The following is a 12,435-nucleotide window of genomic DNA, read 5'->3' as shown; positions in this document are numbered from 1 at the left end:
GATCAATCAAGAACACTCCAGCCGCCACGGCGGTTGAAACGACATAACACGTATCCCTTCGTGCCAGTTTTTGGGAGAGAGCTGGTGCGAAGGGATTGTGTTTTCTTTGGACGAGGTATCGCGCTCTCGACCGTACATCGCGCGGACTGTCTATCGTCCGGGTCGCTTCAATGAATGCGGCTCGACAATCGTTCCGTACATTTCGGGGCGCCGATCTGCAATCCGATTCACTTCGTTGACGCCGGCTTCGCGAACCAGATGCTTGTTCCGCGCGCGCGCCACATCAATGTCCGCATACAGGATCGCATCATTCGCATGATCCGCTGCGGACATGGTTCGGCCAAGCGGGTCGCAAATCCGGCTTTTCCCGATAAACGGCACGCCGCGTTCGACACCGATTCGATCAACGGCCGCGTAGTAGACGGTATTTTCCAACGCACGCGTATTCGTCATGTAGTCAGCCGCCGTAACGGCACTCGCCGGCCAATTCGTGGGAAGCACGATTAAATCCGCCCCCATCAGAGCCATGCAGCGGCCCGATTCGGGAAACCCACCGTCATAACAGATATTCATCCCGATCTTCACACCTTCGATATCGTAAACCGCAAACGGTTGATCCCCGAAATCGGTGAATCGATCGATGCCCAAATACGGCAAGTGAACCTTCCGGTACGAACCGACCAACCCTTTCGGCCCGACAAGCGCCAGTGCGTTGAAGATTCGATCACCATCACGTTCCAGCATCCCATACACAACGTAAACCCCCATTTCCACGCAAACCGCGGAAATGGCGCTGACCGAGGGGCCAGGAATCGTCTCCGCATACGGACGCGCTTCGTCGAGGCTGTCGAAAACATACCCCGTCAGGGCACATTCGGGGAAAACGACTAGCTTTGCACCGCCCGCATGTGCCTCTCGCACTTTCTCGATCATGCGCGCCAAATTGCCGGGGACGTCGGCCAGAGTAAAATCCATCTGTACAGCGGCAATGCGCATAAGCAGTCTCGCGATCGAAGAGTCGTAAAAATGAGGCTCGAACGAAATCTAACGTGCCGGACGGACGGCGAAATCGTTAGGATGAACATGACAATTCCGCGACGAAATTTCATCCCTGGAGATGAATCTTGCCACTGTCCAGCCACAGCGACACACGCTTTGATCAGGTCGATTCCCTTTCCCGCCGCGATCTTCTTTGGAATCTGGGCGGGGGTCTCGGGGGCTTGGCACTCGCCAGTTTGCTCGGGCGTGAATCACAAGTCGGTGCGGCCGACTCCCAAACAATCGTTCACGCATCCGACGGGGTGCTGGATGTGATCCACCGGCCCGCCAAAGCCACGCGAGTCATCCAAATGTTCATGGCCGGTGCCGCCAGCCATGTGGATATGTTCGATCACAAACCAGAACTTGAAAAACGTGACGGACAGCCGTGGGATCCGGGTGAAAAGGTGGAACTGTTTCAGAACGGCCACGGGAACACGTTTGCCGCACCCTGGAAATGGCAACAACACGGAGAATGCGGCAAGTCGCTTTCGGAAATCACGCAGCCGCTGGGCGCGGTCGTCGACGATCTGGCGTTCATTCACAATGTTGTCGGCAAGACGGGCGTACACAGTACCGCCACGTTGCTGCAGGCGACCGGATTTCAATTGCCTGGTTTTCCCGGAATGGGCGCATGGGTCAGTTACGGCCTGGGCAGCATGAACGACAATTTGCCCACGTTCATCGTGATGCCCGATCACCGCGGCTTTCCGTCGAATGGCCAGAAAAATTGGGATTCGGCATTCCTGCCTGCACGACATCAGGGAACCCTGATCCGCCCCGGCGCGGCGAATCCGATTGAAGACCTGTTTCCCGCTCGAGAAGGAATCGTCACGAAAGAAGCCGACGCTGCAGGCCTGCAAGTCTTGACCCGCTTGAATCGTCAGCACGCCGCATCGCGCACGGGCGATTCGCGTCTGGAATCGCGGATCAAGTCTTACGAACTCGCCGCACGCATGCAGCTCGCCGCCCCAGAAGCCCTTGAGATCACGGGCGAACCCAAACATATCCTGAGAATGTATGGCCTGGATCAGGGGTCAGGCGAATATCCGAAAGAAATTAACGTCCCTGAAGAGACCGAAGTCTTCGGGCGCAAGTGTCTGATCGCCCGCCGCCTGCTCGAACGTGGCGTACGATTCGTGCAGATCTGGTCCGGCTGTGACAATGGATTCCCGCGTCGCAACTGGGATTCTCATGAAGACGTCCCCCGTGATCACGGCCCCCTGTCGCTGGGGATGTCCACTGGTGCCGCCGCCCTGATCATGGATCTCAAGCAACGCGGCATGCTCGACGACACCATCATTCACTGGACGACCGAATTCGGTCGAATGCCCTGCGCCCAAGGGGGCAAAGGTCGTGACCACAACCCCTTCGTGTTCACAAATTGGCTGGCCGGCGGCGGCATCCGAGGCGGCACGACATACGGCCCCAGCGACGAATGGGGCTATAAACCCCTTGATCGATCTCATCCCACCCAGGTCTACGATGTCCACGCGACAATGCTGCATCTCTTAGGGATCGACCACACCAAACTCACATTCCGCCACAACGGCATCGACCGCCGCCTGACCGACGTCCACGGTCACCTGATCCCCGAAATCATCGCATGACGATCATCGCCACCCCGCGCTGATCTCAATCTCCGTCAACACGTAACGAATTTCGACCACCGTCATTTCGTCTCCGTTTGAATCTTGCTAATCGCACTTCGTTTAAATTCTCAATTTGCGGAGACGACTCGCGGATTGTTTTCCGAGAATCGTCAAGCTTGGACATATCAACCTATGGCGTTGCCGCGACCGCCGGAACAACAATCCCCAACGCCACTGAAGAACGATCACTTCACACTCGAATAATCTGAAATGGATCTGGCGATTTGACGAAGAGATGGCTCTTGTACGAATACGTCGGTCGCAATCTGAATCCCGAATAAGTCGTCGATGGCGAGCTTCAACTCAACGAACATGATCGAATCCATTCCGAGCGTGGAGAGAGGCAAATCGACGTCGAGTTCTTCTGTCGAACTCAATCCCAGAATCTCGGCGGCTTTTGCCCTAAGCCTCGGAAGGAAATCCTCGGACAAACTTTCGAAGGACGTGTGCGACATCTCGTCCATGCGAACCTCTTGTGGCTTACCGAGCGAGACGAGCAACGCTGTCGTAACAGTACTGAGTTGTACATCTTCAAATTCCGCGACAAGTTCGCCATTGTCAGATTCGTACCTGGAACAGATGACGGATTTTGCATTGTCATTTGATTCATCTGAAAGCCGTACGGAAGTTGTGATTCGTGTGGCGAGTCGAAAATCTCGCAACAGCCGAAAGCATTTCCAACTCGTAGGTAACAAGATCGCAGTCGCTGCGGTTGTGACGACATGCCGCAACAGTTCGACACCAAGATGCAATCCTGAATCAATGCGTGCGGACATTTCACAAAGGCGATCTGATGGGCGTGACATGCCGTCTTTTTGGGGGCAACTTAGCGAGCCAAGGCCGCGTTGGTGCCGAATACGCCCCTCCGTAAGACATTGAAAAACAGGACCATATTCATATCCAAGGTCTGAAAGCCGCGTATAGAACGTGCGTTGCCATTCGAGATCTTTTTCAGGAATTAGGGTCGACTCGTTCCCATGAATCTTGTGCTCTGCGCCGATGTCACTCGGAGGATTCTCGGATAGATCCACGAGCGTCGCTCGAAGACAGAACAGCCGAGATGATTCGATTCGATTGCGAAGAACACTGCACTCAATTGCAATCCTGGCCCTGTCTGTGTCGTGCGGTGAGCAGCTCACACGAATGGTCACTGGTTCAGAGAGGAAGACCGGATTGAGAATCTCAGCATCCCGAATTTCCCAAAGAATGTGACCTCGCAAGCGTTGACCTATTTCGAGTAGCAAAGATACATAGGACGAGGCAGGGAGAATTGGATGGCCTTTGATACGATGTTCACTGATTTGCGCGAGTAACAATCCTTCGATCTGCCATTCGAAAACGTTTGCTTCTTTGCGCACGAATCCACTCAACGGCAACTCATGGTAACGGGCTCGCAGTCCGTCAGACGAAAACCACGCCCGACTCGCTTTGAACGGATGTAACTTGACGCCATCAGTCATCTGACGTGGTGAGGGCCCACTCCATTGTTCGAGCAATGCACACGCATTTGTCCCGCCAAATCCGAACGAGTTCACCACAGCAAGTCGGCGGTCCGCAATGGGCGCCAATGGAATGGACGAAGTGGGAATGGTGATCAGGTCCCGCGAATCGTCAATCGACGGATTCAGCGTTTCGAAATTGAGATTTGGTGGAATCTCGTTGGCGACAAGGCACAGCGAAGCTTTGATGAGGGACGCGACCCCCGCGGCGGATTCCAGATGTCCAATTTTGGTCTTTAAGGCACCAAGGATCAGCTTTTCGGTGCCACTGCAACGAAGGGCACTCAGTAGCGCATTTGCTTCGATGGGGTCACCAAGTGACGTTCCAGTTCCGTGCGCTTCAACAAACCGAATTTGACCGCCATCGACCCCTGCTTTGTCGACAGCCTGACGAACCAGTTTCTCCTGCGCCGCACCACTTGGTGCCGTCAGCCCATTGCTGCGTCCGCAATGATTCGAGGATGTCGATCGAATGACAGAATAGATTCGATCACCATCCTGCACAGCGTCCGAGAGTTTCTTTAGAATGACAACCCCACACCCTTCCCCACGGACGTAACCATTGGCTTCCGAATCAAAGGATCGACACTGAAAATCGGGTGAAAGCATTCCTGCTCTGGAAAAACTAATCGAGTACTCTGGGAAAATAACATTCACGCCGGCTGCAATCGCCAGTTCACACTCGCCTGACAAAAGGCTGCCGCAGGCGTTATGTACCGCAACGAGCGACGACGAACACGCCGTGTCGATTGAATTGCACGGCCCATTTAATCCGAGAACGTACGAAATGCGCCCGGCGGCGGTACTGAACGCGGTTCCCGTCGAGCTGTGAGCTTCAATTTTTTCGATGCGACTGAAAACGCGCCGACAGTAGTCGTTGCTGCTGATTCCAACCCAGACTCCCGTCGCCGACCCCGCGAGTTTTGATGGCGCGATCCCAGCGTCTTCCAGAGCATGCCAGGTTGTCTGCAACAGCAACCTTTGTTGCGGGTCCATCAGTCGGGCTTCTCGAGGAGAAATCTCGAAAAAACTGTAGTCGAACTCATCAAGATCTCGAATAAACGCCGCGCGCCGAACCCTCACCGCCTGGCGAGTCCATTCGACGTCTCCCCATCGATCATCGGGGACGTCGACGATCCCGTGCCGTCCAGAACGCAGAAATTCCCAGAAGGACGATGGAGTGTCAGAGCCACCAGGCAACCTCAATCCGATACCAACAATCGCAACCGAACGCGATGTCTCGGTGTTCGCGACAGGCGATTCTCGGCCTGTCTTGCTTGTCGACATTTGAAATCCATCTTTTTCAGTTACGTACTGGACCAACTGACGAGGTGTGGGGTACTTAAAAAAGAGATCGGGACGAATCATCCGACCGACTCTCTCAGAGAGAAACAGCGATAACGCTTGTAGATCGAGCGAATCCAGGCCCATGTCTCGAAAAGCGCGATCATGTGAATAAGGATCGATCCGCTCGTCACCCAGCTTTTCAACGATCTCTTCGGCAAATTCCGACAATGAGAATTCGCCGTGTGTGGCTTTCGGATTTTCTTGAACTACGCCGCGTTCTTCCGACCGAAGTGGATATCGAATGACGACCCCGCACCCAAGATTGGCAGTGTCGTCAGGGCGATAGTCCATCACAATGTCTTCGATCTTTGCACCATGTAGAACATGAAGTCGCAACACGGGATCGATCGGCAACGCCTGGGAATTCACAGCGAAGACATATTTCCGATATTCGGCGTGAGTCTTCCCTGAGAAGTTCTTGCATCGAGAAACCCCGATCACAGCGTCGAAATCACTGGAAAGACGCGCGAAATTCAGAACGAATTCTAAAAGCAAACCTCCACAAGCGACCTCGTGGTAATCAGGATCCGCGTTCAGCGCAATCAAGAGCAGAATCGGACCGTTGTCAGCCGCAAGACGGGCAAGTCGATCCCATCGCGCATTCATGATGTTGACATCTTGCGACACACGCTGCACGGCGAGAGACGCAACCAATCGATCTGTTGTTCGATCATGAAGCAAGAACGTTTCCAGTGGATTGTTCAAACGATTTTCGATGACGTGTCGCGGCGTCGCCAAACTGTTCCAGCAAGTCTGTTCGAGTTCACAAATCGATTGAAGATCGACCGGCGTGCCAAGGCGTACCGCGACACGTTGCCGATCAAACCAGTGCAATGTGATTAGTGGTTCGGCACTGAGTTCGGGAAATTGCAGCAGGGTATCCGAGCGCGAGAAGAGTCCAGCCATCCCGGCGGCCAGATGGAAATAGCAGGCTTCGATCAACTGTTGTCCAGAGAGCGCCTGTAGGGCCTGAAAGTACGCAGCGTTGTCATCAACAAGCGTCTCCGGCGAGTGTTTGACGCGGCAGTGAACTTCCAGCAGAAGCAAACCGTGTTCACCAATCGATGCAGACCAGCTTCGCAGATGTTCGATCAACGCCTGAAACATCAGCTCTGGAAGTATCCGTGCACCAGATCCGTCCGCATAGACGCCAGAAAACTTCAAACACCTCCATTTGCATGCTTCCTCAACGTTCTCTGGAAGTGCGAACGATCGATCATGATCCAAAAAACTTCGAACATGCAGAATCTCGTGATCGGTCTCGACCCCGGCCTTCTGCAATTCTGAGATCAATTCTTGCGGTTTGCGAATATCGCCTTGGAAGAGCATCGAATTCGGAGGCAACATACGACGAGCTGCCGCGAGGGCTTCGGCATTCAAATCGATCCCGATCGGCCGAAAATGATCATTGCGACGATCGATTTCGCGTGTTTCATCGAAGATTCTGCGTAAGAGCGAACCGTCCCCGCAGCCCAGATCACCCACATAGAGCGGCGCATTCGCATCAATGTCGGCATACTTCTTGACAAGACTTTTCACCAGACGGTCAAAGTAGGGACGATGCTGTTTCCCGCTTGCAGCAACATTTTCCGATCGATCGACGTGCGACTCGCCCCCGCTGTCTTCTCGATGAAAAACCGACGCGGGATCGCCGAAAAGCAACGATCGCATGTGAGATAGCTGAGAACGATAAGAAACCGCCACCCCCAAGTGATGCGAGTTCGATTGCAAGTAACTCCAATGCTTCGTAACGCTGATTCCTGCTGCCGTCACATCGACGAGCCCAAGATACTTGAAATACTCGCACGTCAACTCTTGAACTCGGGTTCGCGGGTCGACGGTTCCCTCATTCGGGAGAAGAACTTGGTGCGACAATAGAATTGTTATCAACGCCGAATGAAGGACGTCACTGTGCTTCTGATCGTCGATTGACCAATTGTCCATCGCCATCGCGAAGACACTGTCGAGCATGTCACATGGATTCTCGGACTTGAATCGCTTTTCAAGATCTGAATCGTAAAGCCGCCACACTATTGTTGGGATCTGCGGAAATGTCGTGCACTCAGAGGAATTGCCGAAAACACGGTCCAGAAACTGAGAGACGATATCCAAATTGCCAGCATTCGACCGTTTCAGTCGATAATACTCACTCATTCGCGGCGAATTGCCGCCATGGATTTCACCCTGAAGGGCTAACAGAATTGGTGTCGCGACATAGTGTGTCGCAAGCCAATGACAACTTGGAAATCGTACGAGGTTGGCGTCCACAGTCATCGTTGCAACTTTTTACAAGAATGGCATTTCTGTAGTTCGGAATCGAGACGCGCTGAAATCCTGCATCTGCCTGGGTCACCAGTGGTCCATCAGCAACCCGGCGGTATCGGCCGCCTTGCGCATGACTTCACAGGCAGCATCGATTTCAAACATGGTGTGGTCGCGCATCACTTGAAAACGAAAGCGTGCAGAACCACGCGGAACTCCCGGGAACTCCACGAGATTTGCCATCAATCCAAGCTCGCCAAGTTCTCGAGACACGACACGCGCATTCGCTTCCGATCCCACGAACACTGGCACGATAGGACTTGGCTTTCCGGCAACATGGAAACCATGATGAGTCATGCCCCTGCGCAGCGCATCCACATTCGCGGCAAGTCGTTGGCGCATTTCCGATCCTGTTTCCGAGAAGACCAGATCCAAGCAGGTCAGCACGATACTGGCTTGAACCGGGGACAGCGCATTGGAAAACGCAAACGGAGAGGAATAACAGCGCAGATAGTCGATGACTTGCTCACTCGCTGCGACAAACCCGCCGTTTGATGCGAACGTTTTCGAGAACGAACCCATTATGACGTCGGGCCAAAATTCCTCTGGCGTGACATCGAGCAGCCCCAAACCAGACGCCCCCATACATCCGAAATCGTGCGCAACGTCAAGAATCGTAATTGCGTCAAATTGGCGCGCAATTGAAACGACGGCTTGCAGATCAGGCGAATCCGAGTCCATGGAGTACAACGACTCGACGACGACAAAGACCCCTCCTGAATCATTTGCACGACGGGCTTTCTGTAAAGCATGTGTCAATTCGGCAGTGCTATTGTGAGCGAACAAAAACATCGAATCCGTGGCGTGTTTGGTACCCTCGCACAAGCAATTGTGCGCGAGTCGATCGATCACGACAGAATCATCAGATCGCACCAGGCCCGCCATGACTCCGAATCCGGCGGCCCATCCCGTGGAGAAAATCGCACAACATTCTTTTTTGCAGAGTTGAGAGATGCGGTTCTCAAGTTCGTACATGGGCGCAGTTCGACCAGCAAGAATCGGGCTGCCAGCGGAATGCACGCCCAACTCACGACACGTGTCCACCGCCGCCTCAATGACCTGAGGATGCTTCGAGAGGCTGAGGTAGTCCTGAGACCCAAAATTCAAGAGGCGACGAGGATGTTCGCGTTTTTCCGTACAGACTGTTGCTGAGACCCCGGGATGCCCTTCGATCACCCGTGAGTAGGGCCACAGCTTGTCGTTCCGACGACTTGCGAGCCATTCCGTCCAGTCGGACAAACGCTTTTCGTTTGTCTTGCCATTCAGTGCCAGATAGGAAATCAGGCTTCCTTTGAGTGACGGTGATTTCTCGTCGTGTACACGATGCGTTTGATCGTTCATGATCGCACCCGACTTTTCTGTTGGCTCACCAGAAATTCAGCAAGCTCTCTGGGTGATTCGCAATCCAGCGCTTCGGTCGTGTCAAATTTCAGACGCAATTGCTTCGACAACTCGGTCAACAGGCCGACGCGCGCGAGGCTATCAAGTCCGAATCGATCGAATGACATCTCTCGATCAATTCGCGCTGCGCATTCATTCGACACGCGCTGCAGAATTCCGCAGATCGCATCTTCAATGTCCGATGCAGAGATCATCGATTTTCACCCTTCTGAGTCTTCGGTGTCTGCACGTCCCACACCATGCCGCAATACCGCATGACACAGATCAGGGCATAACCCAAATCCAGCTGCCATGAACGACAACTGAATTTCGCCGACTGTGGATAAGCGTGATGATTGTTGTGCCAGGATTCACCAAACGACGGGACAGCTAGCCAGGACAGGTTCGTACTATGATCGCCAGTCGCATGCGGAACCGCTCCGAGAAAATGACACAGCGAATTAATACTCCACGTCACTTGAGACGCGGCGGCCACACGTAAGCAGCCAGCCCATAGGAATGTCAGGATCATTTCTTTCGTGGACCCAGTGACCATCCAGATGACGATGGAGGGGAGGCACAATCCCATGATGTACCAGACCAGAAACATGCGGCTTGTTCGCGCAATCGCACGATCTCGAATCAGATCCGGACAATACTGCAATGAGTTGGGGAATCCCGACGAAAACAACCAACCATAGTGAGCGTGCCACAACCCAACTAGCTTCTGAAACCATTTTGAACCATTCGGCCATGGTGAATGAGGATCACCATCCGTGTCGGTATGTTGATGATGGCAACGATGCAGCGCAACCCAGGCAATCAAGGGCCCCTGTCCCGCCATTGATCCGCAAATCGCGAGAAACACTCGCATGGGAGTTGACGTCTGAAATGCACGATGACTGAACAGCCTGTGGTACCCGATCGTGATTCCAAATCCCAACGACAAACTCCACATGACCGCCATCGAAACGAGCACTAGGACACTTGGCGGCCAGATTGGAATGATGGCAACGGCGATCAATCCGCCAATGAATGGAACGCCATGACACAAAATGAGAAAGAGTCTCAGTGAACTTGCCACCGCCGCCCGGGGGATGAATGCTTCCGTGCCATCCCCCTTTATCAGCGTGCCTCGCTGAAAATCCGGTCTGTGGGGCGTGATGATTTGATCGTCCACGGTCGCTAAACCTCAGAAGATTCGGTTTTCAGTGACAATCCATCCAAAGATGAAATACATCCCGGAAGCTCAAGACACGGAAGCGTCCGATGAATCAAGCCATTCAGACATGCCCGCCGCTGGACCTTTCCGCTACTCGTCCGCGGAAAAGCCAATGGCGCCGAGATCGCGACGTAGTGCACTTGAACGTCGCACAGCGCAAGAACGTCGGCCCGAAGATTCGACAGCATCGCGTCCATATAACTTCGAAGATCAGCCGATCTGTCAGCATCGTTCGCCAGGCGCTGGATTTCTTGTGTGCCCTCGCAGACGACGACAACACGTTCTTCACCCTCGAGTTCAATCGAAAACGCGGCAACACAATTCGCGGTCGGATTCTTGATGTGGGGTTCGACAGCGCGCTCAACATCTTGCGGATAGATGTTTCGACCGCGGATCACGATCAAATCCTTGAGTCGCCCGGTCACGAAGAGAACTTGATCTCGAATGAATCCATAATCGCCAGTCCGTAGCCACCCACCGCTCTCTTGCTCAATCGTGGCTTTGAAAGTCGAAATCGTTTCTTCGGGACGGCGAAAATAACCCTGCGTCACGCTCGCACCTCGAACCCAGATCTCTCCGATTTCATCGGGAGCACACTGAACGCCAGTCCCCGGATGGACAATGCACACTTCGAGGTGGTCTGTCAGTCGCCCGCAGCCCACAATGCGTCGACCATCGATGGATTCTTCGACTCGGTGCTGTTCGAGTGCATCGGCACCCAACCTCAAAATGGGTCTGGGCGCGAGCGGAGGTCCACCAGAAACCATGAGCGTGGCTTCAGCCAGGCCATAACACGGAAAAAAGGCGTCGCGACGAAAGCCACAATCAGAAAATAATTCGCTGAACTGATCGAGCGTACTGGCCCGGATCGGCTCGGCACCATTAAATGCGATTCTAAGAGACGACAAATCGAGACCGCGTCGCTGATCTGGCGTAATTGCCTTTACGCACAAGTCGTATGCAAAATTTGGTGCACCAGTACACGTCGCTCGAAACTCTGAAACGGTACGAAGCCATTGAATTGGTGAGAATAAAAACGTGCTCGGGGCCATCAAGACCGCTGGAAACCCCAGGAACAATGGGGCCATCACGCATCCGATCAAGCCCATGTCATGAAACATCGGTAGCCATGACACCAAGGTTGAATTGGCAGAAAACTGGAAGCAGGCCTGAATCAGCCGCAGATTTGCAACAATGTTGCCATGGGTGACCACAACTCCTTTCGGAGACGCGGTCGAACCGGAAGTGTATTGCAGGAATGCGACATCCGTGGCTTCCACAGGTCTCAGGCATTTCCCCCCAGTCGTCGTGATTTCGTCAGTTGCCAGCACGACCGCACCTGGCGATCGTGCCAAGATTTCTGTCAACAGGCTGCCTCGAGTCTCCCTGGTCCCCAATAAAAGCGTCGCCCCACAATCGTGGGAGATCGCACCAACGCGGACCGAATTTCTCTTACGTTTCGGTGGATAGGATGGCACCGCAACGATCCCAGCGTACAAGCACCCAAGAAAAACTTGGATGAACTCAAGCCCTGAGGGATAAGCCAGTAACGCTCGATCGCCGGGTCGAGCATGCCGAAGCAATGCGGCCGCGATTGAGCGAGCCCGGTCATCGAGCTGCCGGTATGTCAACGACTCCCGCTCAGAATCGGACTTGAGGAAGGTGTACGCGATACGTTCGCCCGAACGCCGAACATGGTCACCCAGTACAGAGAGTATCGTTTCACGAACATTATTATTAATTCGAGCATCCACAATCAGTACAGCGCTAGATATAAATAATCATTAAGATCGAAGTGACGCCGATCTAGATCGAACCAGCGACCCGCTCTCGCCAATACCCTCGCTTTGGTCCCAATACCGCGTCCGCACCATCCTGATCAGCTATCACTGAGCGCTCTATCTCATTGAGGCACTGGGCAATGGAAAACCGGACGCTATTTTTTCGAACGGAAGATTTCTGGATGAGAAATCAT

General features: G+C 53.7%; 7 protein-coding genes. 1 reads left to right on the top strand and 6 read right to left on the bottom strand.

Annotation, left to right across the window (positions count from 1 at the left end; translation table 11 throughout):
- Positions 1-150: 150 nt before the first annotated feature.
- Entirely contained in the window at positions 151-996 is an 846-nt protein-coding gene (locus OSO_RS0134595) for a carbon-nitrogen hydrolase family protein (RefSeq protein ID WP_010587419.1), read from the bottom strand.
- 128 nt (positions 997-1,124) lie between these two features.
- On the opposite strand from OSO_RS0134595, the gene OSO_RS0134590 reads away from it, so the two are divergent.
- Positions 1,125-2,648 carry a DUF1501 domain-containing protein gene (locus OSO_RS0134590; RefSeq protein ID WP_010587418.1) on the top strand — a complete coding sequence of 508 codons (1,524 nt, stop codon included), beginning with the start codon at positions 1,125-1,127 and terminating at the stop codon, positions 2,646-2,648.
- A 227-nt stretch (positions 2,649-2,875) separates the two neighbouring features.
- Here OSO_RS0134590 and OSO_RS49000 read toward each other — a convergent pair whose 3' ends face one another.
- The 5 genes from OSO_RS49000 to OSO_RS46300 form a co-directional block, all read right to left on the bottom strand.
- Positions 2,876-7,810: a beta-ketoacyl synthase N-terminal-like domain-containing protein gene (locus OSO_RS49000; RefSeq protein ID WP_010587417.1), complete on the bottom strand. Its 4,935-nt coding sequence runs from the start codon at positions 7,808-7,810 to the stop codon at positions 2,876-2,878.
- Positions 7,811-7,885: 75 nt separating this feature from the next.
- The gene (locus OSO_RS46305) at positions 7,886-9,199 is read right to left on the bottom strand and encodes an aminotransferase class I/II-fold pyridoxal phosphate-dependent enzyme (RefSeq protein WP_010587416.1); all 1,314 of its coding nucleotides are present in this window, start codon (positions 9,197-9,199) and stop codon (positions 7,886-7,888) included.
- Positions 9,196-9,453 (bottom strand): acyl carrier protein, encoded by a 258-nt coding sequence (locus OSO_RS0134575; RefSeq protein ID WP_010587415.1) that lies wholly within the window; start codon positions 9,451-9,453, stop codon positions 9,196-9,198. Before OSO_RS0134575 ends, OSO_RS46305 begins: the two co-directional genes overlap by 4 nt.
- Complete coding sequence (locus tag OSO_RS0134570) at positions 9,450-10,418, bottom strand: acyl-CoA desaturase (RefSeq protein ID WP_010587414.1); 969 nt, start codon at positions 10,416-10,418, stop codon at positions 9,450-9,452. The genes OSO_RS0134575 and OSO_RS0134570 overlap by 4 nt, the downstream gene beginning before the upstream one ends.
- A 5-nt stretch (positions 10,419-10,423) precedes the next feature.
- The gene (locus OSO_RS46300) at positions 10,424-12,214 is read right to left on the bottom strand and encodes a fatty acyl-AMP ligase (protein WP_010587413.1); all 1,791 of its coding nucleotides are present in this window, start codon (positions 12,212-12,214) and stop codon (positions 10,424-10,426) included.
- Positions 12,215-12,435 lie beyond the last annotated feature (221 nt).

It is taken from the genome of Schlesneria paludicola DSM 18645, from assembly GCF_000255655.1.
Taxonomy (GTDB): domain Bacteria; phylum Planctomycetota; class Planctomycetia; order Planctomycetales; family Planctomycetaceae; genus Schlesneria; species Schlesneria paludicola.
The sequence above is the reverse complement of the archived record's forward strand: the minus strand, read 5'-3'. Positions and strand labels throughout refer to the sequence as shown.

What these genes read in the sequence shown, in the direction of transcription:
- OSO_RS0134595 (WP_010587419.1), bottom strand. Translation starts at nt 996, where the DNA reads ATGCGCATTGCCGCTGTACAGATGGATTTTACTCTGGCCGACGTCCCC.
- OSO_RS49000 (WP_010587417.1), bottom strand. Translation starts at nt 7,810, where the DNA reads ATGACTGTGGACGCCAACCTCGTACGATTTCCAAGTTGTCATTGGCTT.
- OSO_RS46305 (WP_010587416.1), bottom strand. Translation starts at nt 9,199, where the DNA reads ATGAACGATCAAACGCATCGTGTACACGACGAGAAATCACCGTCACTC.
- OSO_RS0134575 (WP_010587415.1), bottom strand. Translation starts at nt 9,453, where the DNA reads ATGATCTCTGCATCGGACATTGAAGATGCGATCTGCGGAATTCTGCAG.